At 74.0% G+C, this 22,473-nt stretch carries 17 protein-coding genes and 1 tRNA gene; 13 read left to right on the top strand and 5 right to left on the bottom strand.

Annotation, left to right across the window (positions count from 1 at the left end):
* The first annotated feature begins 76 nt into the window (after window positions 1-76).
* The 7 genes from E7744_RS12400 to E7744_RS12370 all read left to right on the top strand — a co-directional run bounded on the left by E7744_RS12400 (window position 77) and on the right by E7744_RS12370 (window position 7,709).
* The gene (locus E7744_RS12400) at window positions 77-853 is read left to right on the top strand and encodes an SDR family NAD(P)-dependent oxidoreductase (protein WP_137774375.1); all 777 of its coding nucleotides are present in this window, start codon (window positions 77-79) and stop codon (window positions 851-853) included.
* Between the two features lie 47 nt (window positions 854-900).
* Complete coding sequence (locus E7744_RS12395; RefSeq protein WP_137774374.1) at window positions 901-2,565, top strand: AMP-binding protein; 1,665 nt, start codon at window positions 901-903, stop codon at window positions 2,563-2,565.
* A gap of 8 nt (window positions 2,566-2,573) precedes the next feature.
* Complete coding sequence (locus E7744_RS12390; protein ID WP_137774373.1) at window positions 2,574-3,827, top strand: acyl-CoA dehydrogenase family protein; 1,254 nt, start codon at window positions 2,574-2,576, stop codon at window positions 3,825-3,827.
* Window positions 3,824-4,648, top strand: coding sequence for an enoyl-CoA hydratase/isomerase family protein (locus tag E7744_RS12385; protein WP_137774372.1), 825 nt, complete (start codon window positions 3,824-3,826; stop codon window positions 4,646-4,648). Before E7744_RS12390 ends, E7744_RS12385 begins: the two co-directional genes overlap by 4 nt.
* 189 nt (window positions 4,649-4,837) lie before the next feature.
* Entirely contained in the window at window positions 4,838-5,764 is a 927-nt protein-coding gene (locus tag E7744_RS12380) for a 3-hydroxyacyl-CoA dehydrogenase family protein (protein WP_137774371.1), read from the top strand.
* 1 nt (window position 5,765) lies between these two features.
* On the top strand, window positions 5,766-7,061 hold the full coding sequence (locus E7744_RS12375) for an acyl-CoA dehydrogenase family protein (RefSeq protein WP_246858445.1): 1,296 nt from the start codon (window positions 5,766-5,768) through the stop codon (window positions 7,059-7,061).
* A gap of 93 nt (window positions 7,062-7,154) precedes the next feature.
* Window positions 7,155-7,709: a histidine phosphatase family protein gene (locus tag E7744_RS12370; protein ID WP_137774370.1), complete on the top strand. Its 555-nt coding sequence runs from the start codon at window positions 7,155-7,157 to the stop codon at window positions 7,707-7,709.
* A 46-nt stretch (window positions 7,710-7,755) separates the two neighbouring features.
* On the opposite strand, the gene E7744_RS12365 is transcribed toward E7744_RS12370, so the two are convergent.
* Window positions 7,756-8,820: a GTP-binding protein gene (locus E7744_RS12365; RefSeq protein ID WP_137774369.1), complete on the bottom strand. Its 1,065-nt coding sequence runs from the start codon at window positions 8,818-8,820 to the stop codon at window positions 7,756-7,758.
* A gap of 187 nt (window positions 8,821-9,007) precedes the next feature.
* Window positions 9,008-9,081: transfer RNA gene (locus E7744_RS12360), tRNA-Arg, on the bottom strand.
* A 364-nt stretch (window positions 9,082-9,445) separates the two neighbouring features.
* Between E7744_RS12360 and E7744_RS12355 the strand changes: the two genes are divergently transcribed.
* Window positions 9,446-11,287, top strand: a complete 1,842-nt coding sequence (locus E7744_RS12355; RefSeq protein WP_137774368.1) for a phosphoenolpyruvate carboxykinase (GTP) — start codon at window positions 9,446-9,448, stop codon at window positions 11,285-11,287.
* A gap of 225 nt (window positions 11,288-11,512) precedes the next feature.
* Here the strand turns inward: E7744_RS12355 and E7744_RS12350 are convergent, their stop codons facing one another.
* Both E7744_RS12350 and E7744_RS12345 read right to left on the bottom strand, forming a co-directional pair.
* Window positions 11,513-12,694 carry a globin domain-containing protein gene (locus tag E7744_RS12350; protein WP_137774367.1) on the bottom strand — a complete coding sequence of 394 codons (1,182 nt, stop codon included), beginning with the start codon at window positions 12,692-12,694 and terminating at the stop codon, window positions 11,513-11,515.
* 195 nt (window positions 12,695-12,889) lie between these two features.
* Entirely contained in the window at window positions 12,890-13,354 is a 465-nt protein-coding gene (locus tag E7744_RS12345; RefSeq protein ID WP_137774366.1) for an Rrf2 family transcriptional regulator, read from the bottom strand.
* A gap of 111 nt (window positions 13,355-13,465) precedes the next feature.
* Here E7744_RS12345 and E7744_RS12340 point away from each other — a divergent pair, with 111 nt between their 5' ends.
* A complete protein-coding gene (locus E7744_RS12340) occupies window positions 13,466-15,682 on the top strand; it encodes an ATP-dependent DNA helicase RecQ (protein ID WP_246858444.1) in 2,217 nt (738 codons plus the stop codon).
* A 29-nt stretch (window positions 15,683-15,711) separates the two neighbouring features.
* Here the strand turns inward: E7744_RS12340 and E7744_RS12335 are convergent, their stop codons facing one another.
* A complete protein-coding gene (locus tag E7744_RS12335; RefSeq protein WP_137774365.1) occupies window positions 15,712-17,151 on the bottom strand; it encodes a phosphomannomutase/phosphoglucomutase in 1,440 nt (479 codons plus the stop codon).
* Between the two features lie 34 nt (window positions 17,152-17,185).
* Here E7744_RS12335 and E7744_RS12330 point away from each other — a divergent pair, with 34 nt between their 5' ends.
* The 4 genes from E7744_RS12330 (at window position 17,186) to E7744_RS12310 (ending at window position 22,458) form a co-directional block, all read left to right on the top strand.
* Window positions 17,186-18,397, top strand: coding sequence for an MFS transporter (locus E7744_RS12330; RefSeq protein ID WP_246858443.1), 1,212 nt, complete (start codon window positions 17,186-17,188; stop codon window positions 18,395-18,397).
* A gap of 196 nt (window positions 18,398-18,593) precedes the next feature.
* Window positions 18,594-19,802: a DUF1611 domain-containing protein gene (locus E7744_RS12325; protein WP_137774364.1), complete on the top strand. Its 1,209-nt coding sequence runs from the start codon at window positions 18,594-18,596 to the stop codon at window positions 19,800-19,802.
* A 5-nt stretch (window positions 19,803-19,807) separates the two neighbouring features.
* A complete protein-coding gene (locus E7744_RS12315) occupies window positions 19,808-21,601 on the top strand; it encodes an ABC transporter ATP-binding protein (RefSeq protein ID WP_246858442.1) in 1,794 nt (597 codons plus the stop codon).
* Window positions 21,602-21,624: 23 nt separating this feature from the next.
* Window positions 21,625-22,458 carry a hypothetical protein gene (locus E7744_RS12310; RefSeq protein ID WP_137774361.1) on the top strand — a complete coding sequence of 278 codons (834 nt, stop codon included), beginning with the start codon at window positions 21,625-21,627 and terminating at the stop codon, window positions 22,456-22,458.
* Window positions 22,459-22,473: the final 15 nt, after the last annotated feature.

The raw sequence follows: 22,473 nt of genomic DNA, 5'->3' as shown, positions 1-22,473 counted from the left end.
GGCCCGCACGGCCCCCGCCACCCGGCACCCCAGACACCCCGGACCACCCCGCACCATCCCATCCATGGAGGAGACCATGACCGACCAGACCACCAACACCGTCAACGACGAGGACCTGCGGGGCCGCGTCTGCATCGTGACCGGCGCCGCCAGCGGCATCGGCAAGGGCATCGCCACCCGGCTCGTCGCGGAGGGCGCCACCGTCGTGGTGGCCGACCTCAACGGCGAGGCCGCCGAGGCGACCGCCGCCGAGCTCGGCAACGGCTCGATCGGCGTCGCGGTGAACGTCACCGACCGTCCCGCGGTCGATGCGATGACCCGGCAGGTCATGGACACCTTCGGGCGCATCGACGTCCTGGTCAACAACGCCGGCTGGGACAAGGTGGGGCCGTTCCTCGACTCCGAGGTGGACACCTGGGACCGCGTCATCGCCATCAACCTCTACGGCACCCTGCACTGCTCGCAGTCGGTCGTGCGGTGCATGGTGGAGCAGGGCCACGGAACGGTGGTGAACATCGGCTCGGACGCCGCCCGCGTGGGCTCGTCCGGCGAGGCCGTGTACTCGGCCTGCAAGGGCGGCGTCGTGGCCTTCACCAAGACCCTGGCCCGGGAGGTCGCCCGCCACGGCATCACCGCCAACGCGGTGTGCCCCGGCCCCGCGGACACCCCCCTGTTCGAGCAGATCTCCGCCGAGAACCCCAAGCTGCGCACGGCCCTGGAGAAGGCCATCCCGCTGCGCCGGCTCGCCCAGCCCGAGGACCTCGCCAACGCCGTCGCGTTCATGGCCTCGCCCGCCTCGAGGTACATCACCGGACAGACCCTCTCGGTCTCCGGTGGCCTCACGATGCTCTGATCCATCCTCCGGCACGGGACCGTGGCCGGCGTACCGGGAGACACCCCATGACCAACACCTTCGAGATGCTCCTCACCGACGAGGACATCGCCGCCTACACCGCATCCGGGCACTGGAAGAACCGGCTGCTGTCCGACTACCTGGACGACGCCGTCGCGGCCCGTCCCGGGCAGACGTGCACGATCGACGTGCGCGGGGCCCACACCTACGCCGAGCTCGCCGCGGACGTGGACGCCTGCGCCCACGCGCTGCTCGAGTCCGGCGTGGAGCCCACCGACGTGGTCTCGATCCAGCTGCCCAACTGGTACGAGTGGCTGGTCATCTACCTGGCCACCACGCGCATCGGGGCGGTGGCCAATCCGCTGATCCCGATCTACCGGGACCGCGAGATCGGGTTCATGGCGGCCACGGCCCGCACCTCGGTGCTGTTCATCACGGAGAGCTTCCGGAAGTTCGACTACGCCGCCATGGTCGACCGCCTGCGGCCGGACCTGCCCACCCTGCGCGAGACCGTGATCGTCCACGGCGGGGCCCGCGAGGGCTTCACCGCGTGGGACGACTTCCTGGCCCGCGGCCGGGCCCGGCGCGAGTCCGCCCCCGCGGACCTCGCCGCCCTGCGCCCGGACCCGAACGCCCTGGCCCTGCTCATGTTCACGTCCGGGACCACGGGGCGGCCCAAGGGCGTCATGCACACCCACAACACCGTGCTCGCCGGCTCCCTGCCGTGGCCGGACCGCCTGGGCCTGGACGAGGACTCCGTGATCCACATGGCCTCGACCTTCGGCCACCTCACCGGCTTCCTCTACGGCGTGGCCCTGCCGATCATGCTCGGCGGGACCGGCGTCTTCCAGGACGTGTGGGACGTGGAGGAGTTCGTGGCGCTGGTCGAGCGGCACCGGGTCAACCACACCTCGGCGGCCACGCCCTTCCTGCACGACCTGCTGGGGGCCAAGACCCTCGCGGACCACGACGTCAGCTCCCTGCGGCACTTCTGCTGCATGGGCGCGCCGATCCCGCGCTCCTACGTCGCCGAGGCCCGGCAGAAGCTGCCGGGGATGAGCGTGTTCGGCGGCTGGGGCCAGACCGAGTGCTGCCTCGTGACCATGGGCCACCCCTCCGACCCGGAGGAGAAGGTCGTCTCCACGGACGGCCGCGCCCTGGACGGCATGCAGACCCGCGTCATCGGCTTCGACGGGACCGAGGCCGCCCCGGGCGAGGAGGGGCGCCTGCAGGTGAAGGGCCCCTTCCTGTTCCGCGGGTACCTCGGCCAGCTGGACAAGACGCGCGAGGAGTTCGACGGCGAGTGGTTCGACACCGGCGACCTCGCCACCATGGACGAGGACGGCTACGTCCGCCTGGCCGGCCGCACCAAGGACGTCATCATCCGCGGCGGGGAGAACATCCCGGTCACCTACGTGGAGAACGTCCTCTACGAGCACCCGGACGTGGAGGCCACCGCCGTGATCGGCATCCCGCACGAGCGCCTGCAGGAGATCGCCGCCGCCGTCGTCGTGCAGCGCCCGGGCTCCGAGGAGCTGACCCTGGACGGCCTCAAGGCCTTCTTCGAGTCCAAGGGACTGGCCAAGCCGTACTGGCCGGAGCGGCTGCTCATCGTCCCCGAGATGCCCCGGACCCCCTCCGGGAAGATCCAGAAGTACCTGCTGCGCCAGGAGCTGGCGCAGCAGGCCCTGACCCAAGGAGCACAGCAGTGAACACCGCCATGACGACCTCCCCCGCGCAGGACGCCCCCTCCCGGGACACCTCCGCCTCGTTCCTCGGCCCGGTGGACCTGACCGGGATGGACGCGCTGTTCTCCGCCGAGGAGAAGCAGCTGGCCCTGGACGTGCGGGCCCTCGTGGACGAGGTGATCCGCCCGAACATCGCCGACTGGTACGACCGGGCGGTGTTCCCCACCGAGATCGTCCCGGAGCTCGGGAGGCTGGGCGTGCTGGGCATGCACCTGCACGGCTACGGCTGCGCCGGCCGCTCGGCCGTGGAGTACGGGCTGGCCGCCCAGGAGCTCGAGGCCGGGGACTCGGGGCTGCGGACCTTCGTCTCCGTGCAGGGCTCGCTGGCCATGTCCGCGATCCACAAGCACGGCTCGGAGGAGCAGAAGCGGCAGTGGCTGCCGCGCATGGCCGCCGGCGAGGCCGTGGGCTGCTTCGGGCTCACCGAGCCCGGCGCCGGCTCGGACCCGGCCTCCATGACCACCACCGCCCGGCAGGAGCCCGGCGGGGACTGGGTGCTCAACGGCACCAAGCGGTGGATCGGCCTGGCCACCCTGGCCGACGTGGCGGTCATCTGGGCCCAGACCGGCGAGCACGGCGACGGCCGCGGGGTGCGCGGCTTCGTGGTGCCGACGGACACCCCGGGCTTCAGCGCCGAGGCGATCGCGCAGAAGCTGTCCATGCGCGCCTCGGTGCAGTGCGAGATCCGCCTGGACGGCGTGCGCCTGCCCGCGGACGCGATCCTCCCGGCCGACTCGGCCCTCGGGCTCAAGGGTCCCTTCCAGTGCCTCAACGAGGCCCGGTACGGGATCATCTGGGGCGTCATGGGCGCCGCGCGGGACTCCTTCAACGCGGTCCTGGACTACGCGCACGCCCGCACCCAGTTCGGCACGCCGCTGGCCGCGTTCCAGCTGACGCAGGCCAAGCTCGCGGACATGGCGGTGGCGATCAACAAGGGCTACCTGCTGGCCCACCAGATCGGCCGGACCAAGGACGCGCACGGCACCACCCCGGCGATGATCTCCACCGGCAAGCTGGACAACTGCCGGGTGGCGATCGGGATCGCGCGGGACGCCCGCGAGATGCTCGGCGGCAACGGCATCACCCTGGAACACTCGCCGCTGCGCCACGCCAACAACCTCGAGTCCGTGCGCACCTACGAGGGCACCGACGAGGTCCACCAGCTCACGATCGGCCGGGCCCTCACCGGCATCGGCGCCTTCACCGCGGCGGGGGTGCGCCCATGAGCGGGCAGCAGGCCCAGGCGCTCCCGGAGGCCGCGGGCGCCGGAGAGGTCCTCGAGACCATCCGGGCGTCCGTGGACGGGCGCATCGGGACGATCACCGTGGACCGGCCGGAGAAGCGCAACGCGCTCTCCCGCACGGTGCTGGCCGAGATCGGCCAGGTCCTGGACCGCTGGGAGGAGGACGACGACGTCGCGGCCGTGGTCTTCACCGGCGCGGGGGAGAAGGCGTTCATCGCGGGCGCTGACATCTCCCAGCTCGCCCACTACGACCTGCCGTACGGACTGGCCGCCCACATGCAGCGGCTCTACGACCGGATCCAGGACTACCCCAAGCCCACCCTGGCCGCCCTCAACGGCGTGGCCATGGGCGGGGGGCTGGAGCTGGCCATGAGCTGCGACATCCGCATCGCCGCGGACACGGCGCGGATGGGCCTGCCGGAGACCACGCTCGGCGTGCTGCCGGGGGCCGGGGGCACCCAGCGCCTGTCCCGGCTGGTCGGCACCGGACGGGCCGTGGAGATGATCCTCACGAGCCGGATCCTCACCGCGGACGAGGCCGAGCGCTACGGCCTCGTCACCAGCGTGCTGCCGGCGGCGGAGCTGCTCCCGACGGCGACCGCCACCCTGGCGACCGTCCTCACCAAGGGCCCGCTGGCGATCCGGCTGGCCAAGATGGTCATCGGCCAGGGCGCGGAGACGGACCAGAGGACGGGCCTGCTGCTCGAGCGGCTGGCCCAGACCCTGCTGTACACCACCGAGGACAAGGCCGAGGGCGCCGCCGCGTTCCTGGCCCGGCGCACCCCGGAGTTCCGGGGCCGATGAGGGGCGCGTCACGGCGCGGCCGGGAGGACCGGGACGCGCCGGGACGTGCTTCGATGACGGAGGACAGGGGCCACGCCGTCGGCGCGGCCCGCGCCGCGGCACGGCGCACCACGAGGACACGGACCACACCGACCACAGCGAGGACACGGACCGGCGGGACGCACCGACCGGACCGGGGATGGGAGAGCCATGACGACGAACGAGACCGCCCGGGCCGGGACCGCACCGGGGGAGCAGGGGCAGGCGGACGCGGGGGCCGGGGTGCGCAGCATCCTGGTGGTCGGCTCAGGGGCCATGGGCCGGCAGATCGGCATGGCCGCCGCCGTCGCCGGCTACACGACGACGGTGCGGGACGTGGACGCCACGGCCGTGGCCGCGGCCGAGCGGGACATGCGCTCGTGGCTGGACGGCCGCGTGGCCAAGGGCCGGATGGACCAGGACGCCGCGGACGCGGCGTGGGAGCGGATCGCCTTCACCACCGACCTGGAGCCGGCCATCACCACGGCCGACCTCGTCATCGAGGCCGCCACGGAGAAGCTGGACGTCAAGCGGGCCATCTTCGCCGAGCTCGACCGGCTCGCGCCGAAGCACGCCATCCTGGCCACGAACTCCTCCACGTACGGCTCCTCCGCGGTGGCCGACGCCACCGGACGGCCGGACAAGGTGTGCAACATGCACTTCTTCAACCCGGCGCTGGTCATGAAGGCCGTCGAGGTGGTCCGGCAGGAGCGGACCAGCGAGGACACGGTGCAGGCCGTGGCCGCGGTGGCCCGGGCCATGGGCAAGGTCCCGGTGATGCTGCACCAGGAGGTCCCGGGCTTCGTGGCAAACCGGCTGATGGGGGCCCTGCGCGACGAGGCCCTGGACCTGTACGCGAAGGGCGTCGCCTCGTTCGAGGACATCGACGAGGCGGCCCGCAACGCGCTGGGCCACCCGATGGGCCCGTTCGAGCTCATGGACCTCGTGGGCCTGGACGTCAGCTACCTCATCCGCCAGGCCACCTACGAGCTGACCGGGGACGAGGCGGAGAAGCCGCACCCGCTGCTCGAGGAGAAGTACCGGGCCGGGGAGTACGGCCGCAAGACCGGACAGGGCTGGTACCGCTATGACCGCTGACATGACCGCTGAGCCGATGCCCCAGGCCGCCCCCTCCGGCGCGCCGGCGCCCCTCGACTGGGGCGAGGACACCGCCGAGTACCTCGCGGCCCTGCGCTCGGGGCTGACCACGGCGCGGGACACGGACTACCTGCTGCTCGAGCAGGACCTGCCCGAGGACGCCCTGCGGGCCCGCCGGGCCGTCCGGTCCTTCGTGGACCGGGACGTCCTGCCCGTCATCAACGGCTACTGGGAGCGGGCGGAGTTCCCCTACGAGCTGCTCGAACCGCTCGCGGCCACGGGCGTGGTGGGCGGCGCCCTGGCCGAGCACGGCGGGCCCGGCCTGTCCCGGCTGGCCGCGGGCCTCGCCACGGTCGAGCTGTCCCGCGGCGACGGCTCCCTGAACACCTTCATGGGCGTCCAGGCGAACCTGTCCATGGGGACGATCAACCTGCTCGGCTCGGAGGAGCAGCGCCGGCGCTGGCTGCCGGACATGGCCGCCCTGCGCCGGATCGGGGCCTTCGCGCTGACCGAGCCGCGGCACGGCTCGGACTCCGTCCACCTGGAGACCTCCGCCCGCCGCGAGGGGGACACCTGGGTGATCAACGGGGCCAAGCGCTGGATCGGCAACGGGTCCATGGCGCACCTGGTCATCGTCTTCGCCCGGGACGTGGCCGACGGCGAGGTGAAGGCCTTCGTCCTGGAGCGCGCGGACCCCCGGGACCCGGAGGACCGGCCCGAGGGCTTCGACTACGAGGTCATCGAGGGCAAGGTCGGCAAGCGGGCCATCCTCCAGGCCAACCTCTCCTTCCGGGACGTGCGGATCCCCGAGGACAACCGGCTGCCAGGGGCCCGGGGCTTCCGGGACGTCTCCCGCGTGCTGGCCACCACCCGCGGCGGCGCCTCGTGGGAGGCCCTGGGCCACGCGCTCGCCTGCTACGAGGCGGCCGCCACCTACGCCCAGGTCCGGGAGCAGTTCGGCCGGCCCATCGGGGCCAACCAGCTGGTGCAGGGCACGCTGGCCGGGATGCTCACGGAGCTCACGGCCATCCAGCTGCTCTGCCACCGGATGGCGGCCCTGCAGGAGGCCGGGCAGTGGACCGGGACGATGGCCTCGATCGCCAAGATGCACACGGCGGACAAGGCGCGGTGGATCGCCCGCCAGGCGAGGGACCTGCTGGCCGGCAACGGGCTGCTGCTGGACTTCCACGTGGCCCGCCACCTGACGGACATGGAGGTCGTGCACACCTACGAGGGCACGGAGTTCATCCAGTCCCTGCTCATCGGCCGGAAGGTCACGGGCCAGGACGCCCTCTGAGCCCGGCGCGCCGGCCCTCCGACCCGGGGACCGGCGCACCGGGCCGGCGGGACCCTCGGCCCGCCCCCGCGGGAGGCGCACTACGCTGGGACCATGCCTGCCGACGTCGCGACCTCCCCCCGTCCGGACCGGACGGGCGAGAAGACCCTGGTCATCCTGCGGCACGCGAAGTCGGACTATCCCCGCGGGGTGCCGGACCACGACCGGCCGCTCGCCGGCCGCGGCAACCGCGAGGCGCCGCTGGCCGGGCGCTGGCTCGTGGAGCACGGCATCTACCCGGACATGATCCTGTGCTCGGACGCCGTGCGCGCGCGCCAGACCTGCACGTGGGTGTGCAGCGAGCTGGGGGAGAAGGCGCCCACCGCCTACCTGGACTCCCGCCTGTACGAGGCGGACGCGGCGCGCGCCCTGGCCGTCATCAACGAGACGGACGAGCAGGTCCGGACGCTCCTGGTCATCGGCCACCTGCCGTGGGTGCAGGAGGTGGGCATGCGGATCGCCTCCGTGGACTCGGACGAGGACGCGGTGGTCACCATGGCCGAGCGGCTGCCCACCCTGGGGCTGCAGGTCTTCGCGGTGCCGGGGGAGTGGGCCACCCTGGACGGGCGGGACGCGCGGATGACGCACTTCGCGGTGCCCTGCCCCTGAGCCCTGCCCCCGGTCCCCATCCTGGCCTCCGACGGCGGCGGCCGGCTCAGGCGCTGAGGCGGCGGTACCGCTGCAGCCGGCGCAGCGCGGCGGCGTCGTCCCCGCCCGCGGCCGTGACGGCCACCGCCTCGAGCCGTGCCCGCGTGGCCGCGGTGTCCAGGCCCAGGCCGATCGCCACCAGCTCCCCCGGCTCCGGCGGCGCGGGCAGGGCGGCGACGTGGATCGAGCGGCCCACGAGGTTCACCAGGTATCCGCGGTCGCCCCGGGGCTGCCGGACGGCCACCCTGCCCTTCAGCCGGTAGGCCCCGGCGGGCGGGTGCTCGAGCAGGTCCACGAGCGCCGCGGCCGGCACGGGGGCGTCCAGCCGCACGGCGACGGCCGCCGCGTGCTCGTGGTCGTGCGCGTTGGCCTGCTCCCGCAGCAGCCGGGCGATCGGCAGCTGGTCCGGCGGGTCCTCGTGCTCCGCGGTGTCGAACACCAGGGCCGGGTCGATCCGGCCCTGCCGGGCGAGCACCACCGGGACGGCGGGGTTCCGGGCGGCCACCCGCCGGCGGATGCGCTCCACGGTCCCGTGGCGCTCGGAGTCCGGCAGCAGGTCGGCCTTCGTGACGACGACGAGGCTGGCCGCCGCGTGCCGCGCCGGGGGATCGGGCAGCGTGTCCACGGTGCGGAAGTGCTCGGTGGCGTCCACGACCTCCACGAGGCCGCCGGGGCGGACCCGGCCCGCCGAGGAGTGGCGGACCAGGCGGGCGAGGGCCAGCGGCTCGGCGGCGCCGCTGGCCTCGACGATGATGGCGTCCAGGCGCAACCGGGGACGGGAGAGCCGCTCGAGCGCCTCGTCCAGGCCGCCGGCGTCCGGCAGGCAGCACAGGCAGCCACCGGAGATCGCCGCCGCCTCGTCCACCTGGCCGGCCACGAGGGCGGCGTCCACGTTGAGCGTGCCGAAGTCGTTCACCACCACGCCCAGGCGGGCGCCGGGCTGGCGCAGCAGGTGGTTGAGCAGCGTGGTCTTCCCGGCGCCGAGGTACCCGGCCAGGGTGATGACCGGCACGCGGTGCCCGGGGGAGTGCGCCGACGACCGGCCGGCGGACGGGGTCATCGCCTGGGTCACGCCGGTCCCCCCTCGTGGTGGTCGGTGGTGCCTCGCCGGTGGCCGTGCCGCGGCCGCCGCGCCGCGGGACTGCGGGGGCGTGCGCCCCGGGACGCGGACCCCGGTGGACGACGCCGCCCCAGACGCCGGAAGGCCGGACCCGTGAACCGGGTCCGGCCTTCCTGGTGGATCGTCCTCGATCCTGATGTGCGCCCTAAGGGATTCGAACCCCTGACCTTCTGTTCCGTAGACAGACGCTCTATCCAGCTGAGCTAAGGGCGCTTGACCGTCATCGGCCTTGAAGAACTATAGCGGGCCACCTGCCGTTCACCAAATCGGCCCCCGGCAGGCGCTGTGCGGGCAATCCCCGTGGGTGCCGTGCCCGGTGGGAAACCGGCCGGCCAGCCTCCCGTCCCGCGCCCGCCCGTCCCGACCCGGCCGGGTGGCGGACCCCCGTCCGGGTGGCCGGCGAGTGGGCCGCCGGGCGGGGGCAGGTGTGCGTCAGGTGACGTCATGGAACGAGGGCCAGATCACCGTGGGTAGAATGCAGGATGGAGACGGTGTACGCACAACGGGGTGCCGGCCGCTGACGGCCGCATTCCGCGCGAACCCGGAAGGCACCCGCTACCCACTGGAGGGAACCCCCATGGCAGACAACTCCTCACTCACCTTCGCAGACCGAGCCGTGGCGGAGGCTCCGACCACGTACGGCAAGCTGCTCGACTGGGTGAAGGAGGTCGCCGAGCTCACGGAGCCGGACTCCGTGTATTGGGTGGACGGTTCGCAGGAGGAGTACGACCGGCTGGCCGGTGAGCTGGTCGAGGCCGGCACCTTCGTCAAGCTGGCCGAGGACAAGTTCCCGAACTCCTACGCCGCGTTCTCCGACCCGGCCGACGTGGCCCGCGTGGAGGACCGCACCTTCATCTGCTCCGAGAAGGAGGAGGACGCCGGCTTCACCAACAACTGGATGGACCCGGCCGAGATGAAGGGCATCCTCAAGGACGCCTTCGCCGGCTCCATGCACGGGCGCACCATGTACGTGATCCCGTTCGTCATGGGCCACCTCGACGCCGAGGACCCCAAGTTCGGCGTGGAGATCACGGACTCGGCCTACGTGGTCAACTCCATGCGGATCATGGCCCGCATCGGCACGGACGTGCTGCGCAAGATGGAGGAGACCCAGGCCTTCTTCGTCCCGGCCCTGCACTCCGTCGGCGCCCCGCTCGAGGACGGCGAGGCGGACGTGGCCTGGCCGTGCAACGAGACCAAGTGGATCGTGCACTTCCCCGAGGAGCGCTCCATCTGGTCCTACGGCTCCGGCTACGGCGGCAACGCGCTGCTGGGCAAGAAGTGCTACGCCCTGCGCATCGCCTCGGTCATGGCCCGGGACGAGGGCTGGCTCGCCGAGCACATGCTGATCCTGAAGCTGACCAGCCCGGAGGGGAAGTCCTACACGATCTCCGGCGCCTTCCCGTCGGCCTGCGGCAAGACCAACCTCGCCCTGATCGATCCCACGATCGAGGACTGGAAGGCCGAGACCCTGGGTGACGACATCACCTGGATCCGCCCGGGCAAGGACGGAGAGTTCCGCGTCACCAACCCGGAGTCCGGCTACTTCGGCGTGGCCCCGGGCACCGGCTGGTCCACCAACCCGAACGCCATGCGCGCGATCTCCAAGGGCAACTCCATCTTCACCAACGTCGCCCTGACGGACGACGGCGGCGTGTGGTGGGAGGGCATGACCGACGAGGTCCCGGCCCACCTCACCGACTGGCAGGGCAACGACTGGACCCCCGAGTCCGGCACCCCGGCGGCGCACCCGAACTCCCGGTTCTGCACTCCGATCGACCAGACAGACATGCTGGCCCCGGAGTACCACGACCCGAACGGCGTGAAGCTGGACGCGATCCTCTTCGGCGGCCGCCGCAAGACCACCATCCCGCTGGTCACCGAGTCCTTCGACTGGGAGGACGGCATCTTCAAGGGTGCCACCCTCTCCTCGGAGACCACGGCCGCCGCCGCCGGCGCCGTGGGCGTGGTGCGCCGCGACCCGATGGCCATGCTGCCGTTCATGGGCTACGACGCGGGCGACTACCTGGAGCACTGGGTCAAGGAGTCCGGTCGCGTGGACCAGTCCAAGCTGCCCCGGATCTACCTCGTCAACTGGTTCCGCCGCAACCGCGAGGGCGGCTTCGCGTGGCCGGGCTTCGGCGAGAACTCCCGCGTCCTGAAGTGGATCGTGGGCCGCCTCGAGGGCACGGCCGACGCCGTGGAGACCCCCATCGGCTACGTCCCCACCCCGGAGTCGCTCGACCTGACCGGCCTGGAGATCGCCCCCGAGGACCTCGAGGACGCCCTCAAGGTCGACGCGGAGGAGTGGCAGGCCGAGACGGCCTCGATCGAGGAGTGGTTCGACCGCTTCGGCCCCTCGCTGCCGGCCTCCATCGCCGGCCAGCTGGACGGCCTGAAGCAGCGCGTCGGGGCCTGACCCCTCCCCCGCCCGCGGGGCGCCGAACGACCCTGGCCCCGTCCGTCCGGACGGGGCCAGGGTCGTTCCTGGGGCCTGGGCTGCCCGCCGCGGGCGCCCGGGGGCCGGTGCGGGGCGGGAACATGACGACGGGCCGGGCCCGGTGGGTGACCACCGGACCCGGCCCGTCGTCGCACCCGGGGTGCGCGGCCGGCGTCGGGACGCCCCCGACGCCGGCCGGTCGCCTCAGGCGGCCAGCCAGAGGTCCGGCCCGAACACCTCGTAGTGGATGTCCGTGGCCGGGATGCCGGCGGCGATGGCCTGGGAGCGCACGGCCTTCATGAACGGCAGCGGGCCGCACAGGTAGACCTTGGCATTGGCCGGCAGGTCGACGGCGGCCAGGTCCATGAACCCCGGGCGCGGGGCCAGCTCCGCGGAGGCGTCCGTGGTGTCCTCGAGCCACAGGGCGAGGTCGGCGTTGGGCAGGGCGGTCAGGCTCTCGCGCATCTGCTCCTTGAGGGCCCAGTCGCCCTCGGTGCGCTCGGCGTGCAGGACCAGCACCTGCCGGTCGGAGGCCTCCGCGGCGAGGGTCTGCAGGACCGAGGCGCTCGGGGTGCAGCCGATGCCGGCGGTGGCCAGCACGAGGGGGGCGTCCGAGTCGTCCAGCTCGATGTCGCCGTAGGGGTTGGACAGCTCCACGACGTCGCCCACCTGGACCTCGCGGTGCAGGAACGGGGAGACCTCCCCGCCCTCGTCCAGCTTCGTGGTGAAGACACGGGTGGTGGTCGAGGTGGCGTCCTCGGACAGCGAGTACTGGCGGCACTGGCGCAGCCCGTCCTCCAGGCGCACGCGCACGGAGACGTACTGGCCGGGCCGGGCGGCGGTGACCGGGGTGGTGTCGGCCGGCTCGAGGCGGAAGGTGGCGCTGCCGCGGCCCGCGGGCTCCTTGGCGACCACGCGCCACGGCGACCAGGCCCTGTCGTTGGCCTGCTGGGCGTAGAGGCCCTTCTCGATCTTGATGAGCGCGTCGGCCATGAGCCAGTACACCTCTGACCAGGCGGCGGCCACCTCCTCCGTGACGGCCTCGCCCAGCACGTCCACGATCGCGGCGAACAGGTGCTCGTAGACGATCGGGTACTGATCCTCGACGATGCCCAGCGAGGTGTGCTTGTGGGCGATGCGCGAGAGCACCTTCTCCGGCAGGGTGTCCGGGTGCGCCATGAGGTGGGAGGCGAACGCGGCGATGGACCCGGCGAGGGCCTTCTGCTGGGTGCCGTTGCGCTGGTTGGCGCGGCTGAAGATGCCGTCGAGCAGCTCGGGGCGCGCGGCGAACATGCGGGCGTAGAACCTCGGCGTGATCTCGTCCAGGTGGGCTGCCACCACGGGGAGGGTCGCCTCGATGACGGGGCGGGAGGTGTCCGAGAGCATGGTCGACTCCTAGGTCGGTGATACTTGCGCAGGATATGCAAGATTGATACCCCGATTTCTACATGGTGTAGAACACGGGGTCAAGCCGATGACGTGGCGTGGCGCGAACGGGGCGCGACGGAGGCGGGGCTGGGGCGCGGAGGAGGCGGGGAGAGGGCTCGGAGGAGTCGCGGAGGCGGCGCGGACGGGAGGCCGTCAGCGCACGGTGGGCAGCGGCAGGGCGGTGGGGCCGGACGGGAAGGGGGTCGCGGCGGGGCCGGTGAGCTCGGCGACGGTGGTGTCGTCGAGCTCCGCGTAGAACGCCTCCCGGGCGCGCGCCAGCGCCGAGCGCAGCCGGCAGCCGGCCAGCAGGGGGCAGGGGCGGCCGCCGTCGCTGCCGGACCCGGTGCAGTCGACGATGTCCGGCTGGGTGTCCAGGTCCCGCAGCAGCCGCCCCACGGACAGCCCGAGGCCCACGGGCGTGATGCGGGCGCCGCCGGTGCGGCCGCGGGAGACCTCGAGGGCGCCGCGGCGCTTGAGCTCGAGCACGGCCTTGCTCACGTGGTTGTACGGGATGCCCACGGCGTCGGCGATCTCCCGGCCGGTCATCTGCCGGTCGGGCTCGGCGCCCAGGAGCATGAGCGTGCGCAGGCAGACGTCACCGAACGCGTTGAGCTTCACCCCTCCATTGTCCCAGACGGCGGATCCTGCACACCGTGGCGCGGTGCGCCGGCCCTCCCCACGGCCCGCCGCTCGCGCTACCGTGTCCGGGCCCGCTGGAATACTGGTCGCATGGTGCAGAACAACGACGGCCTCGGCAACGGCGATCTCGCGGGGCCGGTGCAGACCACGGTGGTGGACGCGGAGGACCTGCACGCGGAGGCGCTGGAGGTGCTGCGCCGGCTCGTGGGCCGGCCGGACGCCCGGTTCCACGAGGGGCAGTTCGAGGCCATCGAGGCCCTCGTCGCCCGTCGCCGCCGCGCCCTCGTCGTCCAGCGCACGGGCTGGGGCAAGTCCGCGGTGTACTTCGTGGCCTCCCTGCTGCTGCGGGCCCGGGGCGCCGGACCCACGCTCATCGTCTCGCCCCTGCTGGCCCTCATGCGGGACCAGGTGGCGGCGGCCGCCCGGGCCGGGGTCCGGGCCGAGGCCATCAACTCCGCCAACGCCACCGAGTGGGACCTCATCCAGGCCAGGCTGGCGGAGGACTCCGTGGACGTGCTGCTGGTGTCCCCGGAGCGGCTGAACAATCCGCACTTCCGGGACGTCCAGCTGCCGGACCTCATCCGCCGCACCGGCATGCTCGTGGTGGACGAGGCGCACTGCATCTCGGACTGGGGGCATGACTTCCGGCCGGACTACCGGCGGATCCGGGACCTCATCGCCCGGCTGCCCGGGGCCGGGGACCGGCGCGTGCCGGTCCTGGCCACCACGGCCACGGCCAACGCGCGGGTGGTGCAGGACGTCGCCGAGCAGCTCGGGGTGGCCGGCACGGAGGAGGTCTTCGTGCTGCGCGGCCCCCTGGCCCGGACCTCCCTGCGCCTGGGCGTGCTGCGCATGCCCAGCCCGGGGAGCCGGCTGGCCTGGCTGCTGACCCACCTGGGCTCCTTCCCCGGCTCCGGGATCGTCTACGCCCTGACCGTGTCCGCCGCCGAGGACACCGCCCGGGCGCTGCGGGAGGCCGGCCACGAGGTGGCGTCCTACACCGGGCGCACGGACCCCGAGCAGCGGGCCGAGCTGGAGCAGGCCCTCAAGGACAACCGGGTCAAGGCGCTCGTGGCCACCTCGGCGCTCGGCATGGGCTTCGACAAGCCGGACCTCGGCTTCGTCATCCACCTCGGGGCGCCCAGCTCGCCGGTCGCCTACTACCAGCAGGTCGGCCGCGCCGGGCGCGCCACGGAGCACGCGGACGTGCTGCTGCTGCCCGGGACGGAGGACCGGGACATCTGGCGGTACTTCGCCACCACGTCGATGCCGGACGAGCACCGGGCGCGCGCCGTGCTGACCGAGCTCGAGGCGGCCGGGCGGCCCCTGTCCGTGCCCGCGCTCGAGACGCGGGTGGACCTCAAGCGGACCCCGCTGGAGCTGCTCCTGAAGGTGCTGGCCGTGGACGGCGCCGTGGAGCGCACGCAGGGCGGCTGGCAGCGCACCGCCGAGCCGTGGACGTACGACGGGGAGCGCTACGGCCGGGTGGCCCAGGCCCGCGTGGCCGAGGAGAAGCTCATGCTGGACTACGAGAACTCCACCTCCTGCCGCATGGAGTTCCTGTCCCACGTGCTCGACGACCCGGACGCCGCCCCGTGCGGCCGGTGCGACAACTGCGCGGGCCCGTGGTATCCCACCGGGGTGGCCCAGGACGCCCGGGACAGCGCGGCCCGCGCCCTGGGCCGGGTGGGGGTGGCCATCGAGCCGCGCCGGACGTGGCCCAGCGGCATGGACCGGCTCGGCGTCCCGCTGAAGGGGAGGATCCCCGAGGAGCTCCAAGTGGAGGAGGGCCGGGCCGTTGCCCGCCTGACGGACCTCGGCTGGGGCGGCCGGCTGCGGACCCTCTTCTCCGCCGGGCACGAGGGCTCGCACGACGCCCCGATCGAGCCGGACCTGCTCCAGGCGGCGGTCAAGGTCCTCTCCGCGTGGGAGTGGGGGCAGCGGCCCATCGCCGTGGTCTCCGTCCCCTCGCGGTCACGGCACCAGCTCGTGTCCTCCTTCGCGGAGGGCATCGCCCGGATCGGCCGCCTGCCCTACCTGGGGCCGCTCGAGTTCGCCGACGACCGGCCGCGCACCGAGTCCGGCGGCAACAGCGCGTTCCGCCTGGCCTCCGTGTGGCAGCTGTACGCCGTGCCGGGTCCGATGCGGGAGCAGCTGGCCGCGGCGGCCGCCGCCGGCCACCACGGGCCGGTGCTGCTCGTGGACGACCGGGCGGACAGCCGCTGGACGCTGACGGAGGCCGGCCGGGTGCTGCGGGAGGCCGGCGCCCAGGGCGTGCTGCCGCTGGTGCTGGCCCTCGCGGGCTGAGGCGGGCCGGCCGGCCCGGGCGCCCTCGCTCAGGCGTCCCGGCGGACGATCGCCAGCACGGCGTCCCGGATGCGCTCCATGGTCGCCGCGTCCGCGGCCTCGCCGTTGTAGCGCAGGAAGGGCTCCGTGTTGGACGGGCGCAGGTTGAACCACCAGGACCCGTCCGCCGCGGAGACGGTGGTACCGTCCATGCGCTCCACCACCGTGTCCTCGGCGGCGAAGCCCTCCAGGACCGCCGCCACGGCCGCGTCCTTGTCCTCCACCTGGGAGTTGATCTCGCCCGAGGCCACGTACGGGTCGTACTCGGCGGCGAGCCGGGACAACGGCTGGTCCTGGGCGCCGAGGGCGGCGAGCACGTGCATGGCCGCGAGCATGCCGGTGTCCGCGTTGAAGAAGTCCCGGAAGTAGTAGTGGGCGGAGTGCTCCCCGCCGAAGACGGCCTTCTCCTGGGCCATCACGGCCTTGATGAACGAGTGGCCCACGCGCGTCTTCACGGCCCGGCCGCCCTCGGCCGCCACCAGCTCCGGCACGGCCCGCGAGGTGATGAGGTTGTGGATGACCACGGGCTCGGCCTCGGGGGCGTGCACCGTGCCGTTGACGGTGTCGCCGGCCTTGGCGCGGGCGATCTCGCGGCGGGCCACCAGGCCGGTCACGGCCGAGGGGGAGACCGGGTCGCCGTTCTCGTCGATGACGAAGCAGCGGTCGGCGTCGCCGTCGAAGGCCAGCCCGAGGTCCGCGCCGTGCTCGGTGACCGCGCGCTGCAGGTCCCGCAGGTTCTCCGGCTCCAGGGGATTGGCCGGGTGGTTCGGGAACGTGCCGTCGAGCTCGAAGTACAGGGGCACGATCTCCAGCGGCAGGGCCTCCAGGACGGCGTCCCCCAGCACGGCCGGGGTGGTCTTGCCGGCCATGCCGTTCCCGGCGTCCACGACGACCTTCAGCGGGCGGATCCCGGACAGGTCCACGAGGGAGCGCAGGTAGGAGGCGTAGCCGGAGAGCAGGTCCTGCTCGGTCACGGAGCCGGTGCGCTCCGCGGCCGGCACCGCGCCGCCGTCGAGGTAGCGCTGGGCCACGTCCCGGATCTCGTAGAGCCCGGTGTCCGAGGACACCGGCACCGCGCCGGCCCGGGCCATCTTCATGCCGTTGTACTCGGCGGGGTTGTGGGAGGCGGTGAAGACGACGCCGGCCGCGTCCTCCACGCCGCACGCGTAGTAGAGCATGTCCGTGGAGACCAGCCCCAGCATCACGACGTCGGCCCCGCGCGCCGTGGCGCCCTCGGCGAAGGCGCGGGCGAAGGCCGGGGAGGACGGGCGCATGTCCCCGCCGACGAGCACGCGCTGCCCGCCGAGGCCCAGGACGTCCACGAACGCGGCGCCGACCGCCCGCACCGAGTCCTCGGTGATCGTCTGCCCGACGATGCCCCGGACGTCGTAGGCCTTGAAGGACTGGCTGAGATCCACTGAAGTCTTCACAGGACGCCATCCTAGGCGGGCTAGAGTCGGAGCCGTGAACGCAGGGGGAGGTGTCACGTGGGCCGGCCACGTGCCGGGCACCGGCGGGTACCGCCGCCTGCAGCTGGCCCTGTTCCTGGCCGGCGTCGCCACGTTCGCCCAGCTCTACTCCCCCCAGGGCATGTTGCCCCTCATCAGCGCTGACCTGGGGGTGTCGGCCCAGGACGCCGCGCTGACGGTGTCCCTGGCGACGCTGGGCCTGGCGCTCGGCGTCATCCCGTGGTCGTACGCGGGGGACCGGTTCGGGCGGCAGCGCGCCATGGGCTGGGCCATCATCGGCGCCTGCGCCTTCTCCGCGGCGGCCGTGGCCGTGCCCGCCCTCGAGGCGGTCCTCGTCCTGCGCCTCCTCGAGGGGGCCGCGCTCGGGGGCGTCCCGGCCCTGGCCATCGCCTACCTCAACGAGGAGGTGCACCGGGCCTCGGCGGCGGTCGCGGCCGGGGTGTACATCTCCGGGACGACGGTCGGCGGGCTCACCGGGCGGATCGTGGCCGCCCCCGTGGGGGACCTGCTCCACTGGCGGCTGGGGATGCTCGCCGTCACGGTGCTCGCCGTCGCGTGCGCCGTGGGCTTCCTGGTGCTGGCCCCGGCGGCGCGGCGCTTCACGCCCCACCGCGCCTCGTTCCGCCAGGCCATCGCCGCGCTGACGGGCAACCTGCGCTCGCCCGCCCTGCTGGCCACGTACGCCCAGGGCATGCTGCTGATGGGCGGCTTCGTGGCGATGTACAACTACCTCGGCTACCACCTGGCCGAGGAGCCCTTCGGGCTCCCCGTGGCGGTGGTCTCGCTCGTCTTCCTCGCCTACCTCGCCGGGACGTGGACCTCGCCCCTCGCGGGCCGGCTGGCCGCCCGGTACGGCCGTCCGGCCGTGTTGCGCGCCGCCACGGTCCTCATGGTCGCCGGCGTCCTGCTGACCCTGCTGCCCACCCTGTGGGCGGTGCTGCCGGCCACCGTGCTGTTCACGGGCGCCTTCTTCGCCGCGCACGCCGTGGCCTCCGGCTGGGCGGGCGCGGCGGCGACGGCGGGCCGGGCCCAGTCCGCATCCCTGTACAACCTGGGCTACTACGCCGGATCGAGCGTGTTCGGCTGGCTGGGCGGGGTGTTCCTCACCACCCTCGGCTGGCCCGGGACGGTGCTCATGACGGTCGGGCTCGCCCTGGCGGCGCTGGCGGTGGCGAGCCTGCTGCTGCGCCGCGACCCGGTGCGCTGAGGTCCCGCCGGCCCCGGCCGGCACCCCGCCGGCACCCTGCCGGCACCCCGGCCGGGACCGCTCCCGAGGCCGGCGGCCGCGAAGATGAGAGCGTTCTCATCAGTCCTTCATCCTCGGTTCATGGCCGGCGGCTTGCATGGATCCCGACGCCGAGGGAACACCCCGGACGGGACGGAAGACCATGAGAGGCCCTGACATGACCATCGAGATGACCCACCCCGCCACCCTGCCGCTCGTGGAGACGGCCGGGGCCACCTACCAGCGGATCGAGCTGCCCACCCGCGTCCAGGGCTCCTACACCACGCGCTTCGTCGACCGCGCCGTGGCGGCCGACCCCGCCGCCTTCCACCTGGCCGCCGGGCCGACCGTCACCCCCCGGGCCGGGGACGTGGTGGTCGCCCGGGTGACCGAGATCCTCAACCACAAGCGCGTGGAGACCCCCGAGTCGCGCAAGGCGATCCTGTTCCCCGGGGCGCTCGTCATGCTGGCCTACGGCCACCGCTATGCGGCCGACCAGTTCCTCGCCCACGTCCCCGACACCCTCGAGCCCTGTCACCTCGTCGCGGCCGGGGGCGTCGCCGGGGTGGTCACCCGGCAGCACGTGCGCGTGGACGACCCCACCCGCATCGAGCCCCTGGGGCTGCTCGCGGACGCGGAGGGCGTCGTCAACCTCTCCCGGTTCGCGCCGCACCGCCCGCGCCCCGTGCCCGCCGCCGCCCGGGCGACCGGCACGACCGCGACCGCCGCAACGGCCCAGGCCGTGTCCGGCGCCGCAGCCCAGGAGGCCCCCGGCGACCCGACGAACGGGGCGCCCGCTCGTCGGCCGGCCGTGATCGGCGTGCTGGGCACGTCCATGAACTCGGGCAAGTCCACCGCCATGGCCACGCTGGTCAACGGGTTGACGGCGGCGGGCCTGAGCGTCTCGGCGGGCAAGTCCACGGGAACGGGTGCCGGCAACGACCCGATGCTCTACCGCGACGCCGGCGCGGCCACCGTCCTGGACTTCACGGACTTCGGCTACCCCACCACCTTCCGACTCGACTACGAGCGGGTGCGCTCCCTGACGGTGGACATCGTCGAGGCGCTCTCCGGGCCGGGCACGGACGTGGTGGTCGTCGAGATCGCCGACGGCGTGTACCAGGGCGAGACGGCCCGGCTGCTGCGCGACCCCCTCTTCCAGGAGGTCGTGGACCGCGTGGTCTTCGCCGCCGGCGACGCCCTCGGCGCCGTGGCCGGCGTGCGCGAGCTGCAGGCCGCCGGACTGGACGTGGCCGCCGTCTCCGGCGTCCTCACCTCCTCGCCGCTGGCCACCGAGGAGGCCCGGGCCGTGCTGGGCGTGCCGGTCCTGGACACGTACGGGCTCACCGACCCGGCCCTGGCCACCGCCCTGCTCCCGCGGCGCTGAGGCGCATGGAGACGCGAGCACTCCCGACGCCGGCCCCGCCCCGGGGTGCCGGCGAGGTCGGCGGCCGAGCGGTCGGCGCGGAGGACGGCGACGGCCCCGCGACCGAGCGGATGCCCCCCGTGTGGGCGGGCCGCCGCCGCCTCCTGCTGGTGCTCCTCGTCCTGCTGGGGGTCCTCCAGGCGGTCATGGCCCTCGCGATGGCGTTCTCGGTGGAGGCGCTGCTCGGCGCGCCGGCGCAGTACAACGCGGCGCTGGCCACCGGCCGGGCGCCGGACGGCACGCCGCTGGACCCGGCCGCGCGCGCCGCGGCCGCCGTCCACGTGCCCTTGCCGCAGGTGGCGGTGCTCGCCGTCGCGGTGCTCACCCTGTTCGGTGCCCGCTGGGCCGAGCGGGTCGTGGCCGAGGACCTGGGCCAGGACTACGTGCACGGGCTGCGCCGCCGGCTCATCGGCGCGGCCCTGGCCGAGGACGCGGGTCCCTCGCTGGGCGTGACGATCACCCGGGCCTCGAACGACCTCACGGCCGTGCGCACCTGGGTGGCCCGGGGACTGGTGGCGCTGCTGACGTCCCTGCCGTTCGTGGTCCTCGTGGTCGTGGTGCTCGGGCTCTCGGACTGGCGGATCGGGCTCGCCGTGGGGCTGCCCGTGGTGCTGTTCGGCCTGGCGGTGCCGCCGCTGGCCCGAGCGGCCCTGCGGCGCGCCCGCACCCTGCGCCGCCACCGGGGCCGGATGTCCGGCCGGATCGCCGACGCCGTCCGGGCCCGGGAGGGGATCCGGGCCGCCGGCGGGGTGCGCCGGGAACTCAACGCGCTGGACCGGGACTCGCGCCGGGTGGTGGGCGCCGCCGTCGGGCGCTCCCGCGTCACCGGGCTGGTGCGCGCCGCGGCGCTCACGGCGGCCTCGCTGTCAACGGGGACCGTGGTGGTGCTCGGCTCGCTCGCGGTGGTGGACGCCGCGGCGGTGGCCTCGGCCATGATGCTCGTGGGCGTGCTCACCACCCCGCTGGGCGACCTGGGGCGCGTGGTGGAGTACCGGCAGAACTACCGGGCGGCCCGGCGGATCCAGGCGCCGCTGCTGGCGCGCGGCGAGGAATTGCTGCGGGCCGAGCGGGAGCTGGAACGGGACTGGGCGCGCGTGCCGCGCGACCGCTCCGTCACCGGCCGGAACGGGGTGTGGATCGAGGGGCTCGTGGTCGGCGGGCGGCCCGTCCCCGCCCTGCTCGCCCGGGCCGGGGAGCGGGTGGTGCTCGACGCGCGGGACCCGGCCCGCGCGGCAGCGGTCCTGGACGCCGTGCTCGCCGGGCGCAACGACCCCGCACAACCTGGTGCCCAGGCGCTGCGGATGGTGGTGGACGGGTACGACTACACCCGGGCCCCGGCCCGCGAACGCCGGGGCCTGCTGGGCCACGCCTCCGCGCGGGTCCCGCTCGAGCGGGGGACGATCGAGCGGGCCGTCACCTACCGGGATCCCCGGGCGACCGAGGACGAGTGCCGCCGCGCGCTGGGCCGCGTCGGCCTGGGCTCGGTCCTCGAGGCGCTCCCGCGGGGGACGCAGACCCGGCTGCGGGACGGCGGCCGTCCGCTGACCGGTCCGCAGGCGGCCCGGCTGAAACTGGGCCGCGCCCTGCTGGGTGACCCCCCGGTGCTGGTCCTGGATGGCCTCGACGCGGAGCTGGACGATGAGGGCGTGCGGCTGCTGCGCCGCGAGCTGGCGGACTACCCCGGCGTCGTGCTGGTCACCTCCCACGACCCGGGCCGGATCGCGCCGGGACACCGGTCCTGGACCATCGACGGGCCCTGAACCGTGCCACCTAGACTGGGGCCATGGAGTATCTCGTCCCGGTGCTGATCATCGTGGTCATCGGTGCCGCCGTCGCCGGGGGCGCCTGGCTGCTGTCTCGCCGCTCGTCCGCCGCCGGGACGCCCGGCCCTCGTGCGGAGCGCCGGGGCGGCCGCAGCTCGCTGGCGGCCCGGGTGAGCTCGGAGAGCGCCCGCGCCGCCTCCGGCCGCCTGGACCAGGAGACGCACCGCGAGGTCTACCGGCTCATCGCCGCCGGGCGCACCGGGGACGCCGTGCTGGCCTACCGCCGCTCCACCGGACGCGGGACCTTCGAGGCCATGCTGGACGTGCAGTCCCTGGCCACCTTCCCGCAGGTGTGGACGGCCCCGGCCGCCCCGCAGGCCCCTGCCAACGAGACCGCGCACGCCGAGGGCGCCGGTCCGCAGGGCGCCGGTCAGCAGGGTCCCGGCGAGCAGGGCACCGGGGAGCAGGGTCACGAGGAGCAGGAGCAGGCGCCGCAGGCGTCGTCCGCCGAGGAGGGGACCGGACCGTCGGCGCCCCGGGAGCGTGGCGACCGGCCCGGGCCACCGGCGCCGGCAGAGCCCGAGGCCACCTCGCTCGTCGTGCCGCAGGACTGGCTGACCGAGGACCTGCCCGCGGACCGGCCGTTCGAACTCGAGGTCGTCCGGGACGAGACCACCGTGCGCGTCTCGAGCTCGGACCTGCCGCCGTTCCTGCGCGACCAGCTCACCGCGATGGTGCGGGACGGCCGCGTGGAGGAGGCCGCCCTGGAGCTCTCGGCCCACACCGTGCTCACGGAGGACGAGGCGCTGCAGTTCCTGCGGATCCTGCAGCGCGAGAGGGACGAGGACGACTGACCCGGGCGGGATCCC

It is taken from the genome of Citricoccus sp. SGAir0253 (assembly GCF_005877055.1).
In the GTDB taxonomy this organism is placed as follows: Bacteria; Actinomycetota; Actinomycetes; order Actinomycetales; family Micrococcaceae; genus Citricoccus.
Note: the sequence above shows the minus strand (reverse complement) of the source record. Positions and strands in the feature narration are given on the sequence as shown.